The organism is Hyphomonas sp., assembly GCF_037969335.1.
Lineage (GTDB): Bacteria > Pseudomonadota > Alphaproteobacteria > Caulobacterales > Hyphomonadaceae > Hyphomonas.
The window spans coordinates 16,673-42,300 of the sequence record NZ_JBBKXE010000148.1 but is presented as its reverse complement, the minus strand read 5'-3'; the positions used below and the strand labels follow the sequence as shown (position 1 = coordinate 42,300).

The window sequence follows — 25,628 nt, the reverse complement described above, 5'->3', positions numbered from 1 at the left end:
CGCTTATGCCCGTCCTCCGGAGCTGAATGCGGTCAGGCCTATGGCTGGCGATGCCGGGTCAATCCCTCCCTGGATGGTAGGTCCGCGTCGCGTTGGCGACGACGTCCTCATGCGTCAGGTGGGCGGTGCGCCATTCTTCGGCGGCGAAGAGGGGGGCCTGGTCGGCATAGTGGGGTGAGGCCTTGTCGAGGGTGGCGCTGCCATAGGGGCTGATGACGCGGGCGGCCTGATGGCCGGATGCGTCCCATTCGACCAGTGCGATCCATGTGTCGCCGGCGGTCATGTGCAGTTCGCCATCATCGCCCATGGCTTCGGGATAGACGGCGCGCAGCGTGTCGGCGGCGCCGCTGATCGGCAGGCTGGCCTTGCCGCGCACGAGCCGGTTGACCTCGCCCCATTCCGGGTCGATCCGGCCATGGTGGACGGTCAGCCATTCGACCGCCTCACGGAAAGCGGTTTCCGGCTTCGGGGCGGGCAGGTGGGTGTATTTCGCGGTGACTTCGCGCAGCACGGTCAGGCCGCCGAGAGCTGCATAGCGGCTGTCGGCATTCATCTTCCGGTCCCAGGCAGCGAGGCGCCGGGCGGCCTCGGCCATTTCCGGTTCCTGGCTCCAGTCGATTTCGAGCACCCTTGCAATCAGCTCTGCCGCTTCGGAGCCCTTGGCATAGGCGGTGTCGAATTTGAGGGCGAGCAGGTCCGGCTCATTGATCGGGGTCTTGCCGTCGGTCAGTTCGATCATGCGCAGCGAGCGGTTCGACTGGTTGGTCTGCAGGCCCATGGACTGGGGGAAGTCTTGCGCGCGGAGATTGTCCGGGCCGTCGGTGGCGCTGTAGGGCGTATTGTTGGAATTGTACACGAGGCCGGACACGGGATTGACCAGTTTCGGCACGTCACTCCACGGACGATAGCCCTGCCAGATCAGGTCTGACCGGTCGCCCGGCATGTCGCCTGACCAGTCCCAATCATCATTGCGGGCCGGGTATTGCGCATTGTGGATGAAGGCGACGTTCGCATCCTTGTCGGCATAGATATAATTGATGCTGGGCAGGGCGTTCAGCGACATGGCAGTCATGAAGCCGTCCATGTCATTGGCCTTGTTCAGCCGGTAATATTGTTCGAGCTGGCGGATTTCGCCCATGCCGGAGAAACGGACCGCATAGGTGCCGTGCTTGGATTCGATGACCGGCCCATGCGCCGAGCGGAGAACCTTGCGTTTCACCTTGAGGGCAAAGGGGCCGACCAGTTTGACGTGCAGCGTGGCGGTGGATTCGGCGAAATCGACCCATTCGCCATCGAGCTTGTACTGGTTCGCATTGTCCGGATTCACGGTCAGGACATAAGTGTCGACAAGGTCCTGCGCGCTGACCGTATTGGCCCAGCCGAGATTGGCGTTGAAGCCGTGCAGGATGACCGGTGTGCCGGGGAAGATGCCGCCGGTAATGTCGAGGCCTTCATCGGACGAGATCTGCGCCTCGTACCAGGCGACGGGCCCGGACAGCGGCTGGTGGGAATTGATGACGAGCCGGGTGACATGGTCGCCGGCCCGGCTGGCCGAGACGGCGATGCCGTTCGAGCCGCGCTCGGCCATGGTCTTCGGTCCGATCATGAAGGCCTTGCGGCCTGCTGCCGGGTCGAGCGCGATCGCCTGCGTATAGTCTTCACCGAACAGGTGCAGCAGCGTCTCGTCGAGGCCGTAGAAGAAGGGCGTCTTGAACACGAAGCCGGCCACGACATCTTCGGCGGTGAAGGGCGCGAGGCCGCGCCATGTCGCTTTCGGGTTTTCGGCGGCGTAGAGGTTGAGGCCGGTGGCATAGGCTTCGGCGATGGCTTTCACGTCATCCGGCACGTCAGCGGCGTAGCGCGCGTCCATCGTGTCCCAGACGCCGAGCAGGGCGACGATATAGTCGAGCGGGGCGGCATCCTTGCCGCGATAATGGGCCATCACGCCCCGGCCTGCGGCAACCGTTTCCTGGATCGTCTCGAAATCATCTTCGGCATGGGCATAGGCGAGGCCGAAGGCGGCGTCGGTGTCGCGGGCCCCATGGATATGCGGCACGCCGAATTCGTCGCGGATCACTTCAGCGTCGTAATTGGCGGCATTGGCGGCCAGCACGCTGGCGGACGGGTTGGCGGGCAGCGGGTCCCAGAGATAGATGCCTGCGCCGATCAGGACGATGAGCAAGAGGGCGCCAGCGCCCGTCAGGATGCGTTTCATGGTGTCTTCCCCGCCAGTTGGTCTTTTTGACAGCCTAGCGCCACGCTGCCGATCTGTCGCGTGCCGATTGGAAGGGTTTCACTGGGCTGAAAAGCGCCTTATGAGGCTGGCCCATACGCATTGATCGCGAAGGATGGCGCACCGCCCCATGACAGACCCTGTTGTACAAGCCCAGTTCACGGCCAAGACCCTGTCCGAGGCGCTGCCCTATATTCAGCGCTATGCGGGCCAGACAATCGTCGTCAAATATGGCGGCCATGCCATGGTCGACCCGGCTTTGTCGGCGGGGTTTGCGCGCGATGTCGTGCTGCTGAAGGCGCTCGGTATCCATCCGGTGATCGTGCATGGCGGCGGGCCGCAGATCGGCAAACTGCTGGAAAAGCTGGGCATCGTGTCCGAATTCAAGGGCGGCCTGCGGGTCACCGACGAGGAGACGATGGAAGTCGTCGAAATGGTCCTGTCCGGGCCGATCAACAAATCCATCGTGCGGGCGATCAACCAGGCGGGCGGCAAGGCGGTTGGCGTGTCGGGCTCTGACGGCAACCTGATCCGCGCCGAAAAGGCGACCAAGACGACCAAGGACCCCGACAGCCATATCGAGCAGGTGCTCGATCTCGGCTTTGTCGGCGAGCCGAGCGCGATCGACACGACCGTGCTGGACGTGATGCTGCGCAATGATTCGCAGCTTATCCCGGTCGTTGCGCCGGTCGGCGTCGGCCATGACGGCGCGCGCTACAATATCAATGCCGACACGGCGGCCGGGGCCTTGGCGGCGGCGCTGGGGGCGAGCCGCCTGTTGCTGCTGACGGACGTGGCCGGGGTGCTCGACAAGGCGAAAAAACTGATCCGGGAAATCCCGGTGGCGGACATTCCGGGGCTGATCGCAGATGGTACAGCTGCAGGTGGTATGATTCCCAAGCTTGAAACTGCCGCGCATTCCGTAAATCATGGTGTCGGGGCGGCTGTGATACTTGATGGGCGTGCGCCGCACGCTCTCCTCATGGAGCTATTCACAGAACATGGCGCAGGTACGCTCATTTCTTAGACTTCTCGGCGTGCTTGGCGCGTTCATGGCATTTGGCAGCGGTGCCCAGGCGCAGGACAGCGCCGATGGCTGGTCGCTGTGCAATCGCACCAGCTATATCATCGAGGCGGCGGTTGGCCGGCCCGAAGGCGCCGGCATCACGGTCGAAGGCTGGATCAAGCTGCAACCGGGCAGCTGCAAGCTCGCTTTGCCAGGTCCGCTGCAGCCGAAATTCCACTTCGTCTATGCCCGCACGTCGTCTGCCCATCGCGGTGGGGTGCGCGAATGGGGCGGTCATACAGACCTCTGCGTCGACCCGACAGGCAGTTTTTCGCTCGAAAGCCCGCCGGAATGTGCCGCCATGGGGCTTGAGGCGCGCGGTTTCCGGGCCGTGGAAATCACGCGGCGGACCCGCTGGGTCACGCCCTTCACCGAGATCGACAATTACGATTCCAACAAGGCAAGGGCCGCCGGTATCCAGCGCCTGCTGGAGGAAGCCGGGGTCGTCTCCGGGGTGATCGACGGCAATATCGGCCACAAGACCCGCGCCGCGATCGCTGAATTCCTGAAAAAGAACGGCCTGCCCGCGACGACATCGGAATCCGACTTGATCGATTTCCTCGAACAGGTCGCCAAGGAGCGCGGCCGCGCCGTCGGGTTCACCGTGTGCAACCGCACCAAGAACCGGATCTGGAGCGCGATTGCGCGGCGCGGCTCCGAAGGCTGGGAAAGCCGGGGCTGGTGGATGCTCGAGGCCGGGGGCTGTGCACGCGTGATCGACCGGCCGCTGAGCGGGTCGGACCATTTCGTGTATGGCGAGATGGAAGATGGCGATACGCTGCGCACGTTGGCCAAGGCGTCGGATGCGTTTTGCGTCGGGCGCTCGAAATTCGCGATTGTCGGCCGCGACGATTGCGAAGCGTCGGCCTATCGCACTGCCCTGTTCGCCGCGACGTCAGCGCCGGTCGACCGCAAACTAGTGTTCGAATTCTTCGAGCGCGATTTCGCCAAGGCCAGCACAAATGAGCGATAGGCATGCCGGCGTCCACCTGACGCCATTCGGCAGTTTCGGGCATGTCCGCAACTGGGTGTTCGATCTCGACAACACGCTGTATCCGGCTGAATGCGATCTCTTTGCCGAAATCGACACGCGGATGACGGATTTCGTGTCACGGCTGCTAAACCTGCCCCGGACCGATGCCCGCATAGTCCAGAAAAAATACTATGCAGAGCATGGCACGACCCTGTCCGGCCTGATGGAGGTCCATAAAATAGACCCATCGGATTTCCTGCACTACGTCCATGAAATAGACCTGTCGCCGCTGCCCGACCTGCCGCTGTTACGGACGGCGCTGGAATCGCTGCCGGGCCGCAAATTTGTCTACACCAATGGCTCACGGCGCCATGCCGAGCGCGTCACCGAGAAAATGGGCCTGGCCCATATCTTCAATGGGAGCTTCGGCATCGAGGACGCGTCCTACGCGCCAAAGCCGAGACCTGCCTCCTATTCCGCGTTCAGCGCGCTGCATGATGTCGATCCAAACGAATCCATCTTCTTCGAAGATCTCGCCCGCAATCTCGCGCCAGCCAAGGATGCCGGATTCACCACGGTGCTCGTACACTCCGAGAAAGACTGGAGCCACGAGCCGATCGAGGCGCGTCCTGCAAGCCTTGCGGACGTTCTGGGGGATGACGGGCTGGGCCACATCGACTATGTGACGGGCGACCTCGCCGCTTTCCTTGAAGCGGCACTGGAAACACTCAAGCCTGCCTGTCCTCCGGAGACCCAGACATGACCCACGCCCTTGCCGACGTAATCGACCGCGCCTGGGAAGGCCGCGACACACTCTCAACCGAGACGCGGGGCGAAGTGCGCGAAGTCGTTGATGCGGCGCTCGACCTGCTCGACCGGGGTGAGGCGCGCGTTGCCAGCAAGGAAGCTGATGGCAGCTGGACCGTGCACCAGTGGCTGAAGAAGGCGGTGCTCCTGTCTTTCCGCCTGAACGCCAATGGCATGATTGCCGGCGTGCCGGGCGGCGGCAACTGGTGGGACAAGGTGCCATCGAAGTTCGAAGGCTGGGGCGAGACGGAATTCCGCGAAGCCGGATTCCGCGCCGTGCCGCCCGCCGCCGTACGCCGGGGCGCCTTCATCGCGAAGAACGCGGTGCTGATGCCGTCTTATGTGAATATCGGCGCCTATGTCGGCGAAGGAACGATGATCGACACATTCGCCTCAGTCGGCTCGTGTGCGCAGGTCGGCGCCAATTGCCACATCTCGGCTGGCACCGGCATTGGCGGCGTTCTGGAGCCGCTGCAGGCGAACCCGACCATCATCGAGGACAATTGCTTCATCGGTGCGCGTTCCGAAGTGGTTGAGGGCGTTGTCGTGGGTGAAGGCTCGGTGATCGCCATGGGCGTGTTCATCACCCAGTCGACCAAGATCGTCGACCGCACGACCGGCGCCATCAGTTATGGCCATGTGCCGCCCTATTCCGTCGTTGTGCCGGGCACGCTGCCTGACAAGAATGGCGGGCCATCGCTGGCATGTGCGGTGATCGTGAAAACGGTCGATGCGCAGACGCGGTCGAAGACCGGCGTGAACGAGCTGCTGCGCGACTAGGCCGGAGCAGAGAGGCTGGGCGGCGTCAGCAAAGCTTGCAGGGCCTTTTTCAGCTGGCGCGGCAGGGTCGGCTTGCGGCAGATCGGGGCCGAGGCATAGCGGGCCCGCAGCGCATCTTCTGCCGAATGTCCGGTATTGAAGAGGAACGGGATGCCCCGGGCGGCCAGAATATCGGCGACCGGGAAGACAAGCTGCCCGGCGACATCGACATCAAGGATGGCGGCATCGGCTTCGATGGTTTCGGCGAGCTTCATGGCCGACTGAATCGTGTGCGCCGACGCGATCGCTGTACCGCCCATTTCCGCGACCATGTCTTCAAGATCCATCGCGATCAGGATTTCATCTTCGACGATCAGGATTTGAGGCGGATGTTTCATGTCTAGCAAATGGTCTGGCACGTGTTTCGTTCCAATATTCAAGCAGTCGCGCGTCAGCGCCGCACATGGCGGCACCGACACTCAACTAACTGCCCGTCGTCGGACGATCAGTCAAATACGACGACCTGCCGCGCGACAGATCCCTTGTTGTCCTTCAGGTTCTGCAGCGCGCCGGTGAGGCCGTCGAGGCCGATCCGGTCGGAGACGAGATCGTCCAGATGCAGGCGGCCCTGCTGATAAAGGGTGACAAGGCGCGGGAAATCGACACGGAACCGGTTGGAGCCCATGACCGAGCCCTGCAGGCGTTTCTCGGTAACCATCAGCTCAATACCGGGAATTTCAATGTTCACGCCGGGCGGGATCATGCCGATCACGGTCATCAGGCCGCGCGGACGCATCATCATGTAGCCCTGTTCGGCCGTCTGCTTCAGGCCGACGCAATCGAAGGCATAGTGCACGCCGCCATTTGTCAGGTCTTTCACCTGTTCAACCGGATCGCCATTCTTCGGATTGACGAAATCGGTGGCGCCGAATTTCTTCGCCATGGCCAGTTTCTCGTCCGACAGGTCGACCGCGATGATGCGCGAGGCGCCGGCAATGGCCGCGCCATTGATGGCAGACAGGCCGACTCCGCCACAGCCGAGGATCGCCACGGTCGAGCCCGGCTCGACCTTGGCGGCATGGAAGACCGATCCGACACCGGTAATCACGCCGCAGCCGATCAGGCAGGCGCGGTCCATCGGCATTTCCTTGTCGATCACGCAGAGCGTGTTCTCGTGCACGAGGATCTGTTCGGCAAAGGAGGAGAGATTGAGGAATTGCGAGACCTTTTCCTTGCCGATGGACAGGCGCGGCGCTTCGGTCGGCGCGCGCTTGAACTGCTCGCCGTTCACTGTGTGGCAGACCGACATATGGCCGGTCAGGCAGAATTCGCAGGTGCCGCAGAAGGGCGACAGGATCGACACGACATGGTCACCGGGTTTCACGGCGCTGACCATTGAGCCGACCTGTTCGACCACGCCAGCGCTTTCATGGCCCAGGATGACCGGCATTTCGGTGGGGAAGGCGCCATCCCAGAAGTGGACGTCGGAATGGCAGACGCCAACGGCGCCGAGGCGGACCAGCACTTCGCGCGGGCCGGGCTTCGATATTGTGACCTCTTCGATCGAGAGCGGCGCATTGGGCGCGCGCATGACAGCAGCTTTCATGGGACTTCCTCCGGTTTGGCCGCGCGCTCGTTCGCTGACGCTGCGGTCTCAGCCCGTATCATTGCCCAGAGGCCCGGCCTTGAACAGCCCGGCCCCAACGTAAGCCGGATTTTGCAGGATCGATCTTCGGCGCGTGCGTCTACTCCGCCGCGACCAGCCCGCTGGCCCGGCCGATGACATGGAAGATTTCGTTCTGCTCCATCACGCCGGAGACGAGTTCCGATCCGGGGCCGGTGGCGAAGATGGCGACATCGTCGCCGCCATGGGTTTCCGAATACATCGGCACCAGCGACGGCTGGAGGAAATCCTTGTCGGTCGTGTCGACGTCAGACAGGTCTTCGCGGGTACAGTCCGGCTCGCCGTCTTCGATACGGCAGCCCGTCTGGCCGCTGGCATAGGACAGGGTCGTATAGGGCTTGCCGTCCAGACCTTTCAGCTCGCCGTCTTCCAGCCCGGTATTCACCTTGCCGAGAATGGGGTTGCCGCGCGCCGGATAGCCGGAAATCGTCATCGTGTGGGAATGGTCGGCCGTGACGATGACCAGCGTGTCCTCGGCATCGGTCATGGCGAGGGCGGCTGCGATGGCCTGGTCCAGCATGTCGGTTTCCTCGAGCGCGCGTGCGGCATTCACACCGTGATGCGCGTGGTCGATCCGGCCCGCTTCAACCATCAGGACATAGCCATCGGGATCCTGCGACAGGCGGGTGATCGCCGCTTCGGTCAGCTCGACCAGCGAGGGCTCGCCCGCTGTATCCGCAGCGCGGTCGAGTTCGTATTGCATGTGCGAGACTTCGAACAGGCCCAGCACCCGTGCGTCTGAGGCAAAGTCGATCGCGTCGAAGCCGGCCTTGTCGGTGACATAGGCGTGGGACGGCGACTTCGCGACCCATTCGGCAGTCAGGTCGCGGCCATCCTCGCGGTTGCCTGTGCGGCCTTCATCTTCCGGGTCGGCCTCATCCACGGTCAGGAACGGTGCCCGGCCGCCGGCCATCGCCACTTCAAACCCGTCGCCTTCCGGCCATTCGATCAGCTGGCGGGCAATGTCCCTGCAATCAGCGGCAGCGCCGCCCTTCAGGCTGGCATCGTCTTCCCAGTTGCGGTTGGGTGTATGCGCATAGGCGGATGCGGGCGTTGCGTGCGTGAGGCGGGCCGTCGAGACGAGACCGGTGGCGAGGCCTTCCCGTTCAGCGAGGCCGAAAAGCGAGTCGGCTTCCGTGCCCTGGATGCTGGCGCAATTGCCGTAGCTGGCTGCCTTCAGCACGCCCAGCGTGAGCGAATTGACCTTGGCGCCGGTGACCATGGCCGTGGCGGTCGATGCGGAATCGGACACCTGCGCGTCATTGCTGTAGGTTTTCGACAGTGCCATGTGGGGCAGCGTCTCCATTGTCAGCCTGTAGGATTCTCCGTCCACACCGCGTTTCTGGCCGGCATAGATGCGGGCGGCGGTGATTGTCGGGATGCTCATGCCGTCGCCGATAAAGAGGATGACATTCTTCGCCGGTTTCACACCGTGCTGGTCGATGCGCGCCTGAACCGCGGCTGCGGCCGACGCATAGGACTCGTCACCGGCCTGTTTCGGCAGGAGGCCCGGACGCAGGGGCGCGGGCGGCGTCTCCAGGCTGAGCGATTCCGGCGCGACGGGCGTGACCGCCTCAGTCGTGGTGCAGGCGGTGGAAACGAGGGCGAGGCCCGTCAGCAGGGCGGCGATGGATGTGCGCATGTGGTGGATTCCCGAACGATTCATTTGCCGCTCTGATAGACGAGTTTTGTGGCAGTTTCGATGCAGTCGGCCAAAATTCAGTCGATGAAGGCAGGTTTTCCTGCGTGAGACGTCATGCGACGGCGATCATGGCGCGAATATCGCCGGGCGTCAGTCCTTCCGCGCGAAAGGCCGACAAGCTCTTGTCGCCGGCCCGCTTTGACAGCTTTTTGCCGTCCGGCCCGAGCAGGAGCGGGTGGAACCGGTAGAGCGGGGTGGGCCAGTCCATCAGCGCCTGCAGCAGGACATGTACGCTGGTCATCTCGCGGATGTCCTCGCCGCGAATGACATGGGTCACGCCCTGCAGGGCGTCGTCATGGCAGCAGGCGAGGTGATAGCTCGCCGGCGTGTCCTTGCGGGCGAGGACAACATCACCAAAGGCGGCCGGGTTCGCGGGCACTTCGCGGACGCCCGTTGGCGTGTCCTCGGTGAAGGCCAGCGTCCTGTAGCGGGCCCCGAGCGCGTCTCGGGCCCTGCACAGCGACAGGCGCCAGGCGAAAGCATGGCCGCGCGCGAGGCGTTCGGATTCTGCTTCGGGTGCGAGAGGCTTGCCGACATAGGGGGCGTCATCCGGGTCGGCGCCCGCCGGCAGGGCAGCGGCAATCTCCCGCCGTGTCTTGAAACAGCGATAGATCAGACCGCGCGCCCGCAGGCTTTCAAGGACCAGGGCATAATCGTCGAAATGCTCCGACTGCCGGCGCACCGGGCCGGACCAGTCGAGACCGAGCCATTCCAGGTCTGACAGGATCGAGGCTTCGTATTCCGGGCGGCAGCGCGTCTGGTCGATATCCTCGATGCGCAACAGGACCTTGCCGCCTGCCGCACGTGCGGCATCCCAGACGTGAAAGGCCGACGCGGCGTGCCCGAGATGCAGGTGACCGGTCGGTGACGGCGCGAACCGGGTGACAAAACCTGCCATGTCGCCCGCCCTCCCATGCCAGCCGGATGGCCGATGCTAGCGCGGGATCACCCGTAATAACAGTCATTCCCTGTTGCCAGCGATCTTCAAGGCTCGTATCGCCAAGGCGCAAAAGAGGTCAATTGCCATGCTGGAAACAGGCTGGTTCACGACGGCAGAAGACTGGGTCGAGGCGAACGTGTTCAGCGCCCACGAATTCGCGACTTTCGGGTTCGCGATGGCGGTGCTGCTGTGCCTCGGTCTCCTGTTGCTTCTCGTGTCCGGCATCCGCGCACTGATGACACGCTTGCGCAATGCCGCCGGCACGCGGGCTTTCCGGCGCAGCAAGGAACCGGGTTACCGCATCCTGCTTGCCCGGCCCACCGGACCGGGTGCCGGCCGCACCGGCAAATGGTTGATGTCGGCGCTGGGTGACCACCTCGCGGAATTCAATTTCGGCGCCCCTTTCCGTATCGCGGCCACCGGCCAGATCGCGGGCAATACGGACCAGAAAATCCTTGCGCAGGCGCGTCGCCGCCTCGCAGCGGCTGACGCCGACATGCTGGTCTGGGCCAGCCACGTCGACAAGGGCAACAATGGCCTGGTCGTGCAGGGCCTGTCGCGCGGCGGTGGCCTCAGGCCCGACGAAGCGCGCGCCTTCAGCATCGGCCTGCCCGGACGGTCGTCCGGGCTGGAGGGGCAGGTGCCGCAGGTGGCGGCCTATCTCCTCGCCAAGAAGCTGCAGCCGGCATTGGCCAATCCGCAGGCTTTCCGGCCGGAAAAGATGAAACTGCTCGCCGAGGCGCTCGACCGGATGCTGGCCGACAGCGAGACCGTGTCCCAGGTCGTGCGTAGCGAACTCGAAGCCGATTTCTGCGCCTCAAGCGTACACGTCGCGGAATCAACCGGAGACCTTGGCACGCTGGACCGCGTGATCTCGCTGCGCCGGACGCATCTCGACGCGGTGACCAATACGTCCGAGCCGATGCTGGTCTCGCAGGCGCGCATGGACCTTGGCCGGGCTTTGCTGGCGCGCGCCGAAAAGCAGTTCGACCAGAAAATCGTCCAGGAAGCCATTTCGCACCTGGCGCAGGTTGTCGAAGCCCTGCGCGGCGATCCGTCGATCCAGAAGGCGCAAACGGCGTCCGACGCCATGTTCAAGGCGCAGACCATGATCGAGACCCGCAAGCGGTTCTCGATGAATTTCGGGTCTTAGGCTTCGGAGTTGACGTCCTGCCGGGCTAGACGTTCAGCCCAACCGGGCACGACACGCCCGTGCCGCCAATGCTGCAATAGCCTGCCGGGTTCTTGGCAAGGTATTGCTGGTGATAGTCCTCGGCATAATAGAACGGTCCGAGCGGCGCGATTTCCGTGGTGATTGCGGCGCTGTGCCCGGCCTTGGCCAGCGCGCCCTGATAGGCCGCCACCATGTCGCGGGCGGTGTCGGCCTGCGCGTCGGATGTCGTGTAGATCGCCGAACGGTATTGCGAGCCGATATCATTGCCCTGACGCATGCCCTGTGTCGGGTCATGGCTCTCGAGGAAAAGTTTCACGAGGTCGCCATAGCTGATTTTCGCCGGATCGAAGACGATGCGCACGACCTCTGTATGGCCGGTGCCGCCGCTGCAGACTTCTTCATAGGTCGGGTTCGGGGTCGGGCCGCCGGCATAGCCCGCTGCCGTCATCCAGACGCCGTCCTGCTGCCAGAACTTGCGCTCGGCGCCCCAGAAACAGCCCAGACCGAACACGGCGGCCTCGAAACCGTCTGGCACCGGGCCCTGAACCTCGCGGTGAAACACGAAATGCTCGCGCGCCGTCGGAATAGCGTTCGCGCGGCCCGGCAGGGCATTGGCGGCATCGGGGATCGTGGCGGTTTTTTTCGAGAACAACATGTGGCGGTCTCCTTTGTCTGCGACGAATATGGGGTCGTATCCCCTTAACGGCAATCACAGTCTTGCGAGCACGGTAGCCTTCCGCTATGGCCCTGTGCTTCGCGCGAGCGATGGTGAGGTGGCCGAGTGGTCGAAGGCGCACGCCTGGAAAGTGTGTAGGCTAGCAATAGTCTCCAGGGTTCGAATCCCTGTCTCACCGCCAGCCCGGCCGGCCGAAAGCCACGGTGTCGCCTAGCGCAGCTGGCTGTCCTTGCTGCCGCGGCGATTGATACCGGAATGGACGGTACGTTCGTCGCGCTGGGACTGACATGTCACGCATGTCCGCACGCCCGGAAGCGCTTCCCGGCGCCGGGCGGGAATGGGTTCCCCACATTCGTCGCAATGGGTTGCACTTTCGCCCGCAGGCATCCGCGCCCGCGCATTTTGCACGGCATCGTTGATGCTGTCGTCGATCTGATCCTGAATGGCGCCATCTCGCGCCCAGCCACTGGCCATGTCGCTCACCTTTCTGAAATTCCGGTCCGACAGGAAACATGGGGGCCGAAGCGGCTAAGTCCAATGGTCCCGTCCCAGCTTGCCAGCGGTGGGATGCACACCTGCTGTTACGAGAGAACGCGTACGCGGGGGTCGTGGAAGGCGAATCCGGGTGACAATCGCGCGCGATATTTGCACTCTCCGGGGCTGAATGAAATTCGGGGGACGTCATCTTGTCATTTTGGGACTTTGCGCAGCCGCGCCTCGCGCGTGTTGAAGGGCCTGTGCGCCGTTTTGGGCCAACCCTCCTGTTCGTATTGGTGACGCTCGTCGCGCTCTCGGTATTCCGGGGCCAGATGCCGCGATTTTATCCGCATTGGGTGCCCAACAGCGCGAAAATCTACCTGCCGCTGCTGGGGATGCTGGCCATCGCTATCGCCTTCTATCGGACGAAATATACCGCATTCGTGCCGCTCCTCAGCGCGATCCTGCGCGCCTCGGCGGTCGGGCTGACCGTGTTGCTGCTGATCGAGCGCCCGGACTATACGCTGGCCGACCCGGAGACGGCGACGCGCGCGGCCCAGTATGTTGCACTCGGTTTCTACCTGGCTGTGGGCTTGTCAGTGCTCAGCTGGTTCCGGCCGGCCTTTATCCTGCCCGTCGTGATCTACCTGATGTCGACGCGCCTCCTGGTGGCCCAGATTTCCGGCGTTTGGATGTCGTACCTCGACACCCGCTACATGATGGACATGGCATTCTACCTGATTGCCTTCGGCCTTATCGTGGTCAAGGCGGGGCCGCGGATCCATCCGTGGCTGGCGGCGCCCGCGCGCCAGACCGAGATTGTCGGCGTTGTTTTCGGCCTGCATCTGGCAAACTATTTCTGGTCAGGTGTCGCGAAGATGACGCTTGGCCCGACGCCCTGGTACTGGATGGTGGAAAATCCCACGATCAACCAGATTCCCTATACGATCGAGAGCGGGATCCTGCCGATCGGACACCTGCCCTGGCTCACGGACTTGGCTTATCAGGGCTTCCAGCTGTCCTATATTCCCATGAATGCGGTCATCGTCTTTGCCCAGCTCTTTGCCCTTATCTGCGTTTTGCGGGTGAGTTGGCTGAAGATCGCGTCCCTGATGTACGAAGCGCTGCATATCGGCATCTATATCCTTGGCGGCCTGTTCTTCTGGCCCTGGATCTGGAGCAATCTCACGGTGTGGTGGGCGGCGCGCACCGCCAAGGAAGGCCTTAGCTGGAATACGAAGCTGGCCTGTATCGCGACCATCCTGCTTGGCGCGCCGGCGCTGCACATCAATCCGGCGCCGCCGCTGGCATGGTTCGACCTGGCCGACTCCCGGCAGGTCTATATCGAGGCCGTGACCAAGGACGGTCGCCATGTGAAAGTGCCGTCTGCCTTCTTCAGCAGCCACTCCTATTCCATGTCGCACGCCTATCTCGGTTCGCAGGCCATCGAGGGCCAGTATGATCACACGACGCTGGCGTCGAGCACGTCGCTGGAGCGCCAGCAGAAGGACGGCCAGTGCGTTGCGCCGTCGACCCTCACGCACGCCGCACCGGAGAGTGCCGAGGCGCGTGAGGTGCGTGAGGCGCAGCTCAGCCGGTTCCTGATCGCCCACCACAAGAAAATGCTGGCGCGTGATCCGACACAGGCGCGGCAGAGTTATTATTTCCGCTTCCATCACCATCCGAGCAATCCCTTCCTATATAAGGAGTTCAATGCGTTATCGCTCGAAGACGTTGTCGGTTACCAGCAGGTGATCGAGTCGGTCTGTCATTCGATGAATGACGGGCATGTCGGGAAAAAAGTGATCGCGCGCGATACGGAGTATGTGAGTGTTCTCTGATCCTGGCACCTTCATCGTCTATGATGGCGACTGCCCGTTCTGTTCCGAGTACGTGAAACTCCTCCGGCTGCGCGACGCAATTGGCCCGGTCAGCCTGGTCAATGCGCGCGAGGACCACCCGGCCGTCCAATACGCCGTGTCGAAGGGCGTTGATTTCGATCAGGAAATGGCGCTGATCATGAAGGGCGAGGTTCATTCCGGCGCCGATTGCATGAACCGGCTTGCGCTGATGAGTACAGGAGCGGGCCCGTTCAACGCCGTGATGGCGCGCGTGTTCGCATCGCCGCGTGTGTCGCGCGCGCTCTATCCCGTCCTGCGTACAGGCCGCAACCTGACGCTGCGCCTGATGGGCCGCCGCCGCATCGCCGAGACGGCAAAGCGGCAATAGGTCCTGCCTGAACCGGGTTTCCAAAGAAAACGCCGGCCTCCTTGCGGAGACCGGCGCAATCATTCGGACGTCAGGTTCTGTTTAGAACTTGTAGCCGACCGAGATGGTCGCCGCGCCCGTGTCGGTGTCTTCGAAGTTGTAATAGGTATAGTCGCCGCGAAGATTCCAGTTTTCGCTCAGGTCATAGCTGAGACCTGCGCCGATGGCCGGGCCATCAGCCGAGTCTTCAATCACCCCCAGAGCGGTGCCGCCGGGCGTGACAACCGTGGCGTCAACATCGATGAAGGCGTAACCAGCGCGCGCCGAGATATCGAGACGCTCGGTGATCGGGACCGTGGCGCGGCCGTACAGGCCGACCAGGTAGTTCAGGCCGAGATCGCCTGAGCCGGCAATCACGTCATTCAGGTCGGTATCGTCATTGTCGTCGAGATTGAACTCGTCTTCATCGACATTGTAGTCGAACTCGCCGTCATCGATGCCGGTCGTGACGTCGGCTTCCATCGAGAACATCGGTGTGAACTGGTAACCGGCCCGCGCCGTGATGGCATTCGTGTCGACTCCGGAATCGGCACCTTCAGGCTCGATATTGAGGTAGGTGTAGCCGCCCTCGGCATAGAAGCCGGTATCTTCATTGCCATAGGTCTGGGCCGCAGCAGGCGCGGCCAGGCCGAGTGCAATGGCCATGGCGGAGGAGGAAACGATCATAAGCTTTTTCATGGGAGGATCCTTGGTGTTACTCATCCCGACATATTCGGGACATGCAGCTCCAACGGGTCCGTCTTGGCCTTGTTCCGGCGCTCCTGTGCGCTGAAACCTGTTGTGGCAAATGCAGCACACTTTGTTACCGCGCCTTAACCTTGGCTTGACGCCGCGCCTGCCTTCGATCACCTGCCACCCATGGTGGATGTGAAGATTTGCGGCTTGACCGATCCGGACCTTGTGGGCTTTGCGGCCCGCGAGGGTGCGGACTGGATTGGATTCAACTTTGCCTCGGGCAGCCCCCGACAGGTGACGCCGGAAGCGGCGGCGAGCCTGCTGATGCAGGCCGGCAGAGCCGTGCCTGTGGCGCTGCTGGTCGATGCCAGCGATGCCGAGATCGACGCGGTGACGGCTGTGGGCTTTCCCATCCTGCAATTGCACGGCGCCGAGACGCCGGAACGGCTGGCCGAGATCAAGGCCCGCACGGGGCTGGAAGTCTGGAAGGCGCTGGGCGTCTCGACCCGCGTTCACCTTGATAATGCCCGTGCCTACACGGCCGCCGACCGTTTGCTGATCGACGCCAGGCCGCCGGAAGGCGCCACGCGCACAGGCGGGCACGGCCAGACGTTTGACTGGGCGATCCTTGACGGCTGGACGCCACCAAAGCCCTGGATGCTGGCTGGCGGTTTGACGCCGGACAATGTCGGCACAGCTATTGCCGCGACAGGTGCGCCTGCCGTCGATGTCGCCTCTGGCGTCGAGCGGGTGCGGGGGTTAAAGGACAGGGAGCTGGTGCGGGCCTTTATCCGCGCCGCCAAAGAGGCATGAGTACCGCAATGGATCTTCGCAATACTTGGGATAAATGGCCGGACGCAAACGGCCGCTTCGGTGAGTTCGGCGGACGCTATGTCGCCGAAACGCTGATGCCGCTGATCCTGGAACTCGAGAAGGAATACCGGGCCGCCAAGCTGGACCCCGCCTTCAAGGCGCAGATGGACGACATGTGGGCGCATTATGTTGGCCGTCCGTCGCCCCTCTATTTCGCTGAACGCCTGACCGAACATTTCGGCGGGGCGAAAATCTATTTCAAGCGCGACGAGCTCAATCATACCGGCGCCCACAAGATCAATAATTGCCTCGGGCAGGTCCTGCTCGCCATGCGCATGGGCAAGACCCGTATCATCGCCGAGACCGGCGCTGGCCAGCATGGCGTGGCAACGGCGACGATCTGCGCCCGCTTCGGCCTGAAATGCGTCGTCTTCATGGGCGAGACCGATGTCGAGCGCCAGAAGCCGAACGTGTTCCGCATGAAACTGCTCGGCGCCGAGATCGTGCCGGTCACGTCCGGCAGGGGCACGTTGAAGGATGCGATGAACGAGGCCCTGCGCGACTGGGTGACGAACGTGGAGGACACGTTCTACTGCATCGGCACAGCGGCGGGCCCGCACCCCTATCCGGAAATGGTGCGCGACTTCCAGAGCATTATCGGCGTGGAGGCCCGCGCGCAGGTTCTTGAGCGCGAAGGCCGCCTGCCGGATGCCGTGATGGCCTGTATTGGCGGTGGCTCGAATGCGATCGGCCTGTTCCATCCCTTCATCAATGATGAAGGCGTGCGCCTGATCGGCGTCGAGGCAGCAGGTCACGGCATCGAGACCGGCGAGCATGCGGCGGCCCTGAATGGCGGGCGCCCTGGCATCCTGCATGGCAACCGCACCTACCTGCTGCAGACCGATGACGGCCAGATCCTCGATGCCCACTCGATCAGCGCCGGGCTCGACTATCCGGGCATCGGGCCGGAGCATGCCTTCCTGCGCGACACGGGCCGAGCTGAGTATCTTTCCTGTACGGATGACGAGGCGCTGGCAGCATTTCAACTTTGTACCCAGCTTGAAGGCATTATCCCGGCGCTCGAACCCGCCCATGCCATCGCGCGTCTCGGCGACGTAATTGACGGCATGGACAAGGACGGCCTCCTGATCATGAATCTCTGCGGTCGCGGCGACAAGGACGTGTTCAGCGTCGCCAAGGCGCTCGGCGTGGAGATGTGAGCATGACCCGTCTCCTCCTCATCCGCATCACCTGCCCGTCGCGCCGTGTCGCCGAGGAGATCGCCGATGCCGCCGTCGAACGCCGCCTTGCAGCCTGTGCCAATCTCGAAGGGCCGGTTACCTCGACCTATCGCTGGAAAGGCGTCGTCGAGCACGCTTTCGAGTTCGTTCTCTGGATGAAGGCGCCGGAATCGCGCTGGAACGACATTGAAACGCTGGTCAACGAGATCCACCCCTATGACGTGCCGGCGATCGTCGCCCTGCCCTGTGCCCATGCCTCAAAGCCTTACGCGGCCTGGGTCAACGAAAATACGGACTCATAATGCCCACTTCCCGAATAACGGCGCGCTTTGACAAGGTTAAGGCCGAAAACCGCACGGCGCTTGTTGCCTACCTGATGGGGGGTGATCCGGACCTCGAAACGAGTTTCCAGTGCATGTGCGCCCTGCGCGACAATGGCGCCGACATTATCGAACTCGGCGCGCCCTTTACCGACCCGATGGCCGATGGCCCGGCGATCCAGCGGGCCGGGCTCCGCTCGCTCGCCAAACATACAAAGCTGATCGATGTCCTGGCGCTGGCCGCCCGGTTTCGCGAGACTGACACGGACACACCGCTGATCCTGATGGGCTATGCCAATCCGGTCCATTCGCTCGGCTATGCCGCCTTTGCCGAGGCCGCCCATGCGGCCGGAATCGACGGCACGATCCTCGTCGACCTGCCGCCGGAAGAAGACCAGGTGCTGCGCGACGAATACGCGAAGCATGATATTTCTGTCATCCGCCTCGCCACGCCGACCACCCACGAGGCGCGCATGGCCAAGGTGGCCGACGGCGCCTCGGGCTTCATCTATTTCGTGGCTGTAACAGGCGTTACAGGTGCCGGCTCGGCTGACCCGCAGGCGATTGCCGGGAATGTCGAAATGGTGCGGCGTGTATCCGGACTGCCCGTATGTGTTGGATTCGGGGTGAAAAATGGTGCACAGGCTGTAGAAATGGCTAAAATCGCCGATGGGGTTGTCGTTGGCTCTGCTTTCGTGGAGCATGCCCGGTCAGCCCACGAATCGGGCGATTATTCTGAGGCGCCGCGGGGTATGGGCGCACTTGCAGGGGAATTGAGTGCAGCGATGGCTGCAGTCGCCAAAGCGTAGGGACTGTTACAGTCTTAAGGAGTTGAGGCATGAACTGGATTACCAAGGTCACCCCGCCGGGCCTGAAAACCATGCTCGCCAAGAAAGACACGCCGGACGACCTGTGGGTCAAATGTCCTGCGTCCGGTGAACTCGTCTACAGGGCCGACCTGGAAGAGAGCTGGTGGGTCACACCCGCCGGTGCGCACATGCGCATCAGCCCGCGCACCCGTTGCCGCCTCCTGTTTGATGATGAGCGCTGGGAGCCATTGGCCCTGCCGGCTGTCCCGGCTGACCCGCTCAAATTCAAGGACGACAAGCCCTATCCGGCCCGCATCAAGGCCGCCAAGGCCAAGATCGCCGCGCGAGAAAAGCGCGAGACCGAAAATGGCGGCGCCCCGCTGATCCAGGACGATTGCATGGTCGCGGCCTATGGCAAGATCGGCGGCGTGCCGACCGTGCTCCTGGTCCAGGATTTTGACTTCATGGGCGGCTCGCTCGGCATGGCCGCCGGCGAAGGCTTCGTCACCGCCGCCCAGATGGCGGTTGCCCGCAAGGCGGCCTTTGTCGTCTGCACGGCGTCCGGCGGCGCCCGCATGCAGGAAGGCACACTCAGCCTGATGCAGATGCCGCGCACCACGCTGGCCGTGAACGAGCTGGCCGAAGCGAAACTGCCCTATATCGTCGTGTTGACGGATCCGACCTCGGGCGGCGTCTCGGCCTCCTACGCCATGCTGGGCGATATCCATGTTGCCGAGCCGGGCGCGATGATCGCCTTTTCCGGTCCGCGCGTGATCGAGCAGACCATCCGGGAAAGCCTGCCCAAGGGCTTCCAGCGGTCGGAATTCCTGCGCGAAAAGGGCCAGGTCGATATCGTTGTTGACCGGCGCAAGCTGAAGGCCACGCTCGCGCGCATCCTGACCCATCTCATGCCCAATTCCCGCCGTCGGGAGGATACCCCCATCACACCGCTCAGCCAGCCGAAAACCCACGCGCCCAAACCGCCGGTGTCCAAAGGCAAATCTGCTTGATCGGAGACAGTGCGGCCCTTGCCGCAGCGCTGAAGCGTTTCGAAGGGCTCTATCCAGAAACCATCGAGCTGTCGCTCGGGCGGGTCGAGGCCGCGCTCGCGGCGCTTGGCCGTCCGCAGGATCGCCTGCCACCGGTCATCCATGTTGCCGGCACCAACGGCAAGGGCTCGACCTCCGCCTTCATGCGCGCCATGGCCGAAGCGGCGGGCCTCAAGGTCCATGTCTTCACTTCGCCGCATCTCGTGCGCTTCAATGAGCGGATCCGGCTGGCTGGCGAGATTGTCGATGATGCCCGCCTGATCGCCTGGCTCGACCGCACGTTCGAGGCCCTGACCGGCCTGCAGATCACGCATTTCGAGGCGACCACGGCAGCGGCATTGCTGGCCTTCAGCGAAGTCCCGGCAGATCTTCTCATCCTCGAAGTCGGCCTCGGCGGACGCTTTGATGCGACCAATGTGATCGAGGCACCGGCGCTCTGCGTGATCACGCCCATCGATTTCGATCACAAGGCCTTCCTCGGCTCGGATATCCGCAAGATCGCAGGCGAGAAAGCCGGCATCATCCGCCCGCACCGCCCGGTCCTCACCGCCATCCAGCGCAAGGTCTGCGATGAGGTGATCGCCAGGGAAGCTGCCCGCGTCGACGCGCCGCTCTACCGCCTGAAGGCGCATTTCATCGATGCCATGCCGCAGGACATCTCCCTGATCGGCGAACACCAGCGCGGCAATGCCGCCCTCGCCGCCATGGCGATGCAGCTGTTCGGTGAATCGACCCGGATATCCCAGGCCGCGATCTTCGAAGGCGCCCGCACAGCCACATGGCCCGCGCGCATGCAGCGGCTCGGGCCGGGCCCGGTCACGGCGCTCGCGCCGGGTGCCGAAGTCTGGCTCGATGGCGGCCACAATCCGCATGCGGCCCGCGCAATCGCGTATCACCTGAAGCGCCTGCCCGGCAAAACCGTCCTCGTCACCGCGATGCTGGCGTCGAAGGACGCGACCGGCTTCTTCCTGCCCTTCCGCCACCTCAAGCCCGACGTCTTCACCCTGCCGAATGCGCCCGGCCATCGCGGGGCCGAACCGCACGACCTGGCCGAGGCCGCCCGCACAGCCGGACTGGACGTCACCGTCTGCGACAGTCTTGATGCAGCCGTCACCGCAGCGGCGGCCACCGGCGCCGACCGCATCCTGATCTGCGGCTCGCTCTATCTTTCGGGTGACGTTCTCGCGCGCAATCTCGAGCCGCCGGAATAGGTCAGGTGCTATTCGGAACGGAATCACCAGAGCGCTTATCCTGAGCCCCTCGACTCGAGACGTATGTTCTCAACAGGGAGACTAACCTCGAGATCAACCGTCATCGTGCTCCGCTGTATTGGGTTGTTCAGCACCTAAAGGAGAGGGCGCACTTGGCCGATCAGTGTATTTCGCCGCCGCTGCGCAGATTCGATCGGCGAAGCGATAGAGGTCCGTCGGACCAGACACGCGTACCTTGTCTTCAACATCGCCATCAAACAGGCCGAGATAGCGGCTGTTCGAGCTATTGAACCACAGGCGCACCAACGGCTTTCGATTGTTGTCATCGACCAATACACCACAGTAGGACTTCTGATCCCGAATAACGATGCGCGATGGATCGATCACGCGCGAGGCAATCGCGACAGCCACACGGTAGCCGTCCCATTCGTCCTCTGTTGTTTCGATTTCGTCCGGTGTTTCGGGGTCCGACGGCTCGGCATCGACAAAATTCTGTTGGAGCGCACTTTTTAGGCGCGCGTTCACGCGATCTCTTATCACTTCACTCAGGCTCCGTTTGAGCAGCCGCGAAAATTGCTCCTGAACGGAAGCGGTAAACATCCCGTCGTAGATTTTCCTACCGAAGAATTTCACGAAATCGGCACTCGGATCGTCGAGTTCCTGCCTGACAGCGGCTTTCAGGCCAGAAACGTATTTGAGGTCCGTCGCCGTTTTCAGAATATTTTCAACATTGAAGACGGAGCGTTTGAATCTGGCCAGTTCTGTCACAGACATCGCATCAATGTCCGCGAGGCTAAAAGCGAGAAAGGGCCGGCTGTCCATTCGATTGGGCTGGTCCAAATCAGTATAGAATTCCCAGTCAAATCCGTTTGTTAGAATGGCGAAGCGCGCGTCAGTGACTGAGAAATACCGATAAAGTTGCGAAGCATGTTTGAGATCAAGCGACTGGTTGGGGGCTTTGCATTCCACGAGTATCGCGACTTGTCCGTCTATGCAGAGCGCGTAGTCAACTTTCTCGCCCTTCTTGATTCCGACATCGGCGGTATACTCTGGGATGACTTCGGTGGGATCCGAAAAATCGAATTCGAGTGCTTGAAACATCTTGAGGAGAATGGCGGTCTTCATCGCCTCCTCGGTAAGCAAATTTGCCCGCTGTGTTTGGGCGCGTTCTGATATTTCCCTCAGTTTTTCCTCAAAGCTCACGTTGAAACCCTCCCACGATTTTAGATTGAATTATTTAAACCTGACGGGACAACGTACTGAAACGGGTGTCAATGGATCGCTTAACTGGACTGCTTGCACCGCGCCAAATTGACCTGAACGTCAACGTAAACCTTGCGTCTTTTGCGGCGGACGGCTAGCAACGCCGCAAATACGTCAAACCTCCGAAACCATAAGGGAGCACCGCATGAAGGTCCTCGTGCCCGTCAAACGCGTGATCGATTACAACGTGAAAGTCCGCGTCAAGCCGGACAAATCCGGTGTCGATCTTGCCAACGTCAAGATGTCCATGAACCCGTTCGACGAGATTTCCGTCGAAGAGGCGGTCCGGATGAAAGAGGCCGGTACGGTCACCGAGATCGTGGTTGTCTCGGTTGGGCCCCAGCAGGCCCAGGAAACCCTGCGCACCTCGCTCGCCATGGGCGCGGATCGCGGCATCCTGATCAAGACTGACGCCACCGTCGAACCGCTGGCTGTCGCCAAGCTGCTCGCCAAGGTCGTCGCTGAAGAAAAGCCTGACCTGGTTATCCTCGGCAAGCAGGCCATTGATGACGACTCGAACCAGACCGGCCAGATGCTCGCCGCTTTGCTCGACTGGCCGCAAGGCACGTTCGCCTACAAGCTCGAAAAAGACGGCGACAAGCTGAAAGTCACCCGCGAAGTCGATGGCGGTCTCCAGACCGTGTCGCTGACGCTGCCAGCCGTCGTCACCGTCGACCTGCGCCTCAACGAGCCGCGCTATGCGTCGCTGCCGAACATCATGAAGGCGAAGAAGAAGCCGATCGACGAGAAATCGCCCGAAGATTACGGCGTCGACATCTCGCCGCGCCTCACCGTCGTCTCCGTCACCGAACCGGCCGTGCGCCAGGCCGGTGAGAAGGTGGAAGACGTCGCCGCGCTTGTTGCCAAACTCAAAACTGCAGGAGCTGTGTAATGGCCGTTCTCGTAATTGCTGAACATCATCATGGCGGCCTGTCGGACGCGACCCACAAGGTCGTCACGGCGGCGTCGAAATTCGGCGGCGACGTCGATATCCTCGTCGCTGGTGAAAACGCTGGTGCGGTTGCACCGGAAGCCGCCAAGGTGTCCGGCGTGCGCAAGGTGCTGAAGGCCGAAGGCGAGACCCTGCGCAAGCAGACCGCCGAAGCCATGGAAGCCCTCGTCGTGCCGCTGATGGCGAATTATGACGCCGTCTTCATTGCGGCCTCGACCACCGGCAAGAACATCGCGCCGCGCATCGCTGCCAAGCTCGACGTGATGCAGCTGTCGGAAATCATCGAAGTCGTCGACCAGGACACGTTCGTGCGCCCGATCTATGCCGGCAACGCGATCATGACGGTCAAATCCTCCGACGCCAAGAAAGTCATTACCGTGCGCGGCACGGCTTTCCCGGCCGCCGGAAATGACGGCTCGGCGACGATTGAAGACGCCGCTGCACCGTCCGGCCCATTCAAGTCGGAATTCGTCTCGGAAGAAATGGTGAAGTCGGATCGTCCCGAACTCACCGGCGCCAAGCGCGTCGTCTCCGGTGGCCGGGCCCTTGGCTCGTCCGAAGAGTTCAACCGCCTGATCGTGCCGCTGGCTGACAAGCTCGGCGCCGCTGTCGGTGCCTCGCGCGCCGCCGTTGATGCTGGTTACGCGCCCAATGATTACCAGGTCGGCCAGACCGGCAAGATCGTTGCGCCCGAGCTTTACATCGCCATCGGCATTTCGGGTGCCATCCAGCACCTTGCCGGCATGAAGGATTCCAAGATCATTGTTGCCATCAACAAGGATGAGGAAGCCCCGATCTTCCAGGTGTCTGATTACGGTCTCGTCGCAGACCTGTTCGTCGCCGTCCCGGAACTGACAGACGCCCTCTAGGCGCCTGATCCATACTGCATTTCGAAAAGCCCGGCCCGCGTGCCGGGCTTTTTGCATCTGTGCCCCACGTGCCACACACGCCGCGCAACGCAGCCCGGCCTGCACAATGAAGCTTGCGCTTTGACGCACTGCACAAAAAGGATATGAGCGTGGTGTAACAAAACTTGCACGTTCAGGACGAAACGCAGATGGCAGAGCTCAAAACGGTAGGCATCATTGGCGCAGGCCAGATGGGCAATGGCATCGCGCATGTCGCGGCGCTTGCCGGCTATGACGTGATCATGACCGATATTTCCGACGAGGCGCTCGCCAAGGGCATGACCACGATCGAAGGCAACATGCGCCGTCAGGTGCAGCGTGACCTGATCACCGAGGCGGACATGAAGACCGGCCTCAAGCTGATCAGGACCTCGGCGTCGATCAAGGCGCATGAAGCCGCCGACATCGTCATCGAAGCGGCCACGGAAAAGCGCGAGATCAAGGAACAGATCTTCCGCTCGATCTGTGAGATCGTCCCGGCCCATACCTATCTCGCCACCAATACAAGCTCCATCTCGGTCACGCGGCTCGCCTCGGTCACCGACCGGCCTGACAAGTTCATCGGCATGCACTTCATGAACCCGGTGCCGCTGATGAAGCTGATGGAAGTGATCCGCGGCCTCGCCACCAGCCAGGACACGTACGAGACCGCCATCACCTTTGCCGGCCGTCTCGACAAGACCACGACCAATGCCGAGGATTACCCGGCCTTCATCGTCAACCGCATTCTCGTTCCGATGATCAATGAAGCCGTCTACACGCTGTATGAAGGCGTCGGCACGGTGGAATCCATCGATACCGCCATGCGCCTCGGCGCCAACCACCCGATGGGCCCGCTGACGTTGGCCGACTTTATCGGTCTCGATACCTGCCTCTCGATCATGCAGGTCCTGCATGATGGCCTCGCCGATACCAAGTACCGGCCATGCCCGCTGCTGGTGAAATATGTCGAGGCCGGCTGGGTCGGCAAAAAGGTCGGTAAGGGCTTCTACGACTATTCCGGCGCATTCCCCGTACCCACGCGCTAGGGATCGCTCCGTTCCCGAACTATCCCCATGCGATGCTGGAGAATGCCCGTTGACGCGTCCGGCCTTAACCTCCGCTTAACCCCCCTCGCCCCAGATTTGCCCCCTCATCCGAGGAGGCTCTCATGGCGTTCAAGTTTACCACCCCGACCTGGATCGCAGCGGCGCTCATCGTGGCATCGGGCGGCGGCATCGTGGCCCTTGCCGCGCAAGCCGCGACCGATGCACCGGCGGCGGTCTACTGGTCCGACGGCGACAGCGGTCGCCTGCCCGACGGCACCAAGTTCCGCCTCCACGATGTCGATTCCCCGGAAACCGGCAGCATGAAGCAGCGCGGCGGCGCCAAGTGTGAATCCGAACGCATCCAGGGCTATGAGGCCAAGGAAGCCGCCGTCGAACTGACGCGCGACAAAACGGTCAAGGTGGCGCAGTCGTACGGTGCCGACCGTTATGGCCGACAGGTCGTCGATCTCGAAGTCGGCGGCGTGGACGTTGCCCTCACGCTCATCGCCGCAGGCACGCACAAGGCCTGGGACTATGATGGCGGCGACCGCAAGCCCGACTGGTGCGCCCGGCAGGCCGGGGTGCCCGTCGCGTTCTGAA

26 protein-coding genes and 1 tRNA gene are annotated in these 25,628 nt (G+C 62.6%); 18 read left to right on the top strand and 9 right to left on the bottom strand.

The window, feature by feature from the left end; translation table 11 throughout:
- Positions 1-58: 58 nt before the first annotated feature.
- Entirely contained in the window at positions 59-2,215 is a 2,157-nt protein-coding gene (locus AADA04_RS11330) for a penicillin acylase family protein (RefSeq protein ID WP_340693377.1), read from the bottom strand.
- Between the two features lie 148 nt (positions 2,216-2,363).
- Between AADA04_RS11330 and argB the strand changes: the two genes are divergently transcribed.
- From argB to dapD, 4 genes are read left to right on the top strand one after another with little or no spacing between them, the layout of a single operon-like run.
- The gene (argB, locus tag AADA04_RS11325) at positions 2,364-3,260 is read left to right on the top strand and encodes an acetylglutamate kinase (protein ID WP_340693376.1); all 897 of its coding nucleotides are present in this window, start codon (positions 2,364-2,366) and stop codon (positions 3,258-3,260) included.
- On the top strand, positions 3,235-4,272 hold the full coding sequence (locus AADA04_RS11320; protein WP_340693375.1) for a DUF1036 domain-containing protein: 1,038 nt from the start codon (positions 3,235-3,237) through the stop codon (positions 4,270-4,272). Before argB ends, AADA04_RS11320 begins: the two co-directional genes overlap by 26 nt.
- Positions 4,262-5,035: a pyrimidine 5'-nucleotidase gene (locus AADA04_RS11315; protein WP_340693374.1), complete on the top strand. Its 774-nt coding sequence runs from the start codon at positions 4,262-4,264 to the stop codon at positions 5,033-5,035. The genes AADA04_RS11320 and AADA04_RS11315 overlap by 11 nt, the downstream gene beginning before the upstream one ends.
- A complete protein-coding gene (gene dapD / locus AADA04_RS11310; protein WP_340693373.1) occupies positions 5,032-5,859 on the top strand; it encodes a 2,3,4,5-tetrahydropyridine-2,6-dicarboxylate N-succinyltransferase in 828 nt (275 codons plus the stop codon). Before AADA04_RS11315 ends, dapD begins: the two co-directional genes overlap by 4 nt.
- Here dapD and AADA04_RS11305 read toward each other — a convergent pair.
- From AADA04_RS11305 to gluQRS, 4 genes are all read right to left on the bottom strand, one after another.
- Positions 5,856-6,236 (bottom strand): response regulator, encoded by a 381-nt coding sequence (locus AADA04_RS11305; RefSeq protein ID WP_340693372.1) that lies wholly within the window; start codon positions 6,234-6,236, stop codon positions 5,856-5,858. The genes dapD and AADA04_RS11305 overlap by 4 nt on opposite strands.
- A gap of 107 nt (positions 6,237-6,343) precedes the next feature.
- Entirely contained in the window at positions 6,344-7,444 is a 1,101-nt protein-coding gene (locus tag AADA04_RS11300) for a Zn-dependent alcohol dehydrogenase (protein ID WP_340693371.1), read from the bottom strand.
- Between the two features lie 139 nt (positions 7,445-7,583).
- Positions 7,584-9,164 (bottom strand): alkaline phosphatase, encoded by a 1,581-nt coding sequence (locus AADA04_RS11295; RefSeq protein ID WP_340693370.1) that lies wholly within the window; start codon positions 9,162-9,164, stop codon positions 7,584-7,586.
- Between the two features lie 112 nt (positions 9,165-9,276).
- Positions 9,277-10,122 carry a tRNA glutamyl-Q(34) synthetase GluQRS gene (gene gluQRS / locus AADA04_RS11290; RefSeq protein ID WP_340693369.1) on the bottom strand — a complete coding sequence of 282 codons (846 nt, stop codon included), beginning with the start codon at positions 10,120-10,122 and terminating at the stop codon, positions 9,277-9,279.
- 127 nt (positions 10,123-10,249) lie between these two features.
- Here gluQRS and AADA04_RS11285 point away from each other — a divergent pair, with 127 nt between their 5' ends.
- Positions 10,250-11,317 carry a hypothetical protein gene (locus AADA04_RS11285; RefSeq protein ID WP_340693368.1) on the top strand — a complete coding sequence of 356 codons (1,068 nt, stop codon included), beginning with the start codon at positions 10,250-10,252 and terminating at the stop codon, positions 11,315-11,317.
- Between the two features lie 25 nt (positions 11,318-11,342).
- Here the strand turns inward: AADA04_RS11285 and msrA are convergent, their stop codons facing one another.
- Positions 11,343-11,993: a peptide-methionine (S)-S-oxide reductase MsrA gene (msrA, locus tag AADA04_RS11280; protein ID WP_340693367.1), complete on the bottom strand. Its 651-nt coding sequence runs from the start codon at positions 11,991-11,993 to the stop codon at positions 11,343-11,345.
- A gap of 112 nt (positions 11,994-12,105) precedes the next feature.
- On the opposite strand from msrA, the gene AADA04_RS11275 reads away from it, so the two are divergent.
- Positions 12,106-12,195, top strand: a tRNA-Ser gene (locus AADA04_RS11275).
- Between the two features lie 29 nt (positions 12,196-12,224).
- On the opposite strand, the gene AADA04_RS11270 is transcribed toward AADA04_RS11275, so the two are convergent.
- Complete coding sequence (locus AADA04_RS11270; protein ID WP_340693366.1) at positions 12,225-12,488, bottom strand: DksA/TraR family C4-type zinc finger protein; 264 nt, start codon at positions 12,486-12,488, stop codon at positions 12,225-12,227.
- Between the two features lie 212 nt (positions 12,489-12,700).
- On the opposite strand from AADA04_RS11270, the gene AADA04_RS11265 reads away from it, so the two are divergent.
- Positions 12,701-14,332 (top strand): hypothetical protein, encoded by a 1,632-nt coding sequence (locus tag AADA04_RS11265; protein ID WP_340693365.1) that lies wholly within the window; start codon positions 12,701-12,703, stop codon positions 14,330-14,332.
- Positions 14,322-14,720: a DCC1-like thiol-disulfide oxidoreductase family protein gene (locus AADA04_RS11260; protein WP_340693364.1), complete on the top strand. Its 399-nt coding sequence runs from the start codon at positions 14,322-14,324 to the stop codon at positions 14,718-14,720. Before AADA04_RS11265 ends, AADA04_RS11260 begins: the two co-directional genes overlap by 11 nt.
- Positions 14,721-14,801: 81 nt before the next feature.
- On the opposite strand, the gene AADA04_RS11255 is transcribed toward AADA04_RS11260, so the two are convergent.
- The gene (locus AADA04_RS11255) at positions 14,802-15,437 is read right to left on the bottom strand and encodes a porin family protein (RefSeq protein ID WP_340693363.1); all 636 of its coding nucleotides are present in this window, start codon (positions 15,435-15,437) and stop codon (positions 14,802-14,804) included.
- 180 nt (positions 15,438-15,617) lie between these two features.
- Between AADA04_RS11255 and AADA04_RS11250 the strand changes: the two genes are divergently transcribed.
- From AADA04_RS11250 to AADA04_RS11225, 6 genes are read left to right on the top strand one after another with little or no spacing between them, the layout of a single operon-like run.
- Positions 15,618-16,247, top strand: coding sequence for a phosphoribosylanthranilate isomerase (locus AADA04_RS11250; RefSeq protein WP_340693362.1), 630 nt, complete (start codon positions 15,618-15,620; stop codon positions 16,245-16,247).
- Between the two features lie 8 nt (positions 16,248-16,255).
- On the top strand, positions 16,256-17,467 hold the full coding sequence (trpB, locus tag AADA04_RS11245; RefSeq protein WP_340693399.1) for a tryptophan synthase subunit beta: 1,212 nt from the start codon (positions 16,256-16,258) through the stop codon (positions 17,465-17,467).
- Positions 17,468-17,469: 2 nt separating this feature from the next.
- Positions 17,470-17,790 (top strand): divalent-cation tolerance protein CutA, encoded by a 321-nt coding sequence (cutA, locus tag AADA04_RS11240; protein ID WP_340693361.1) that lies wholly within the window; start codon positions 17,470-17,472, stop codon positions 17,788-17,790.
- On the top strand, positions 17,790-18,617 hold the full coding sequence (trpA, locus tag AADA04_RS11235) for a tryptophan synthase subunit alpha (RefSeq protein WP_340693360.1): 828 nt from the start codon (positions 17,790-17,792) through the stop codon (positions 18,615-18,617). The genes cutA and trpA overlap by 1 nt, the downstream gene beginning before the upstream one ends.
- Positions 18,618-18,646: 29 nt before the next feature.
- Positions 18,647-19,627 (top strand): acetyl-CoA carboxylase carboxyltransferase subunit beta, encoded by a 981-nt coding sequence (locus AADA04_RS11230; protein WP_340693359.1) that lies wholly within the window; start codon positions 18,647-18,649, stop codon positions 19,625-19,627.
- Positions 19,624-20,877 carry a folylpolyglutamate synthase/dihydrofolate synthase family protein gene (locus tag AADA04_RS11225; protein WP_340693358.1) on the top strand — a complete coding sequence of 418 codons (1,254 nt, stop codon included), beginning with the start codon at positions 19,624-19,626 and terminating at the stop codon, positions 20,875-20,877. Before AADA04_RS11230 ends, AADA04_RS11225 begins: the two co-directional genes overlap by 4 nt.
- Before the next feature lie 93 nt (positions 20,878-20,970).
- On the opposite strand, the gene AADA04_RS11220 is transcribed toward AADA04_RS11225, so the two are convergent.
- Positions 20,971-22,080, bottom strand: coding sequence for a type I restriction endonuclease (locus AADA04_RS11220; RefSeq protein ID WP_340693357.1), 1,110 nt, complete (start codon positions 22,078-22,080; stop codon positions 20,971-20,973).
- 205 nt (positions 22,081-22,285) lie between these two features.
- Here AADA04_RS11220 and AADA04_RS11215 point away from each other — a divergent pair, with 205 nt between their 5' ends.
- From AADA04_RS11215 to AADA04_RS11200, 4 genes are all read left to right on the top strand, one after another.
- Positions 22,286-23,032: an electron transfer flavoprotein subunit beta/FixA family protein gene (locus AADA04_RS11215; RefSeq protein WP_340693356.1), complete on the top strand. Its 747-nt coding sequence runs from the start codon at positions 22,286-22,288 to the stop codon at positions 23,030-23,032.
- The gene (locus tag AADA04_RS11210) at positions 23,032-23,961 is read left to right on the top strand and encodes an electron transfer flavoprotein subunit alpha/FixB family protein (protein WP_340693355.1); all 930 of its coding nucleotides are present in this window, start codon (positions 23,032-23,034) and stop codon (positions 23,959-23,961) included. Before AADA04_RS11215 ends, AADA04_RS11210 begins: the two co-directional genes overlap by 1 nt.
- A gap of 188 nt (positions 23,962-24,149) precedes the next feature.
- Complete coding sequence (locus tag AADA04_RS11205) at positions 24,150-25,028, top strand: 3-hydroxybutyryl-CoA dehydrogenase (protein WP_340693354.1); 879 nt, start codon at positions 24,150-24,152, stop codon at positions 25,026-25,028.
- 122 nt (positions 25,029-25,150) lie between these two features.
- Entirely contained in the window at positions 25,151-25,627 is a 477-nt protein-coding gene (locus tag AADA04_RS11200) for a thermonuclease family protein (protein WP_340693353.1), read from the top strand.
- The last annotated feature ends 1 nt before the right edge of the window (position 25,628 follow it).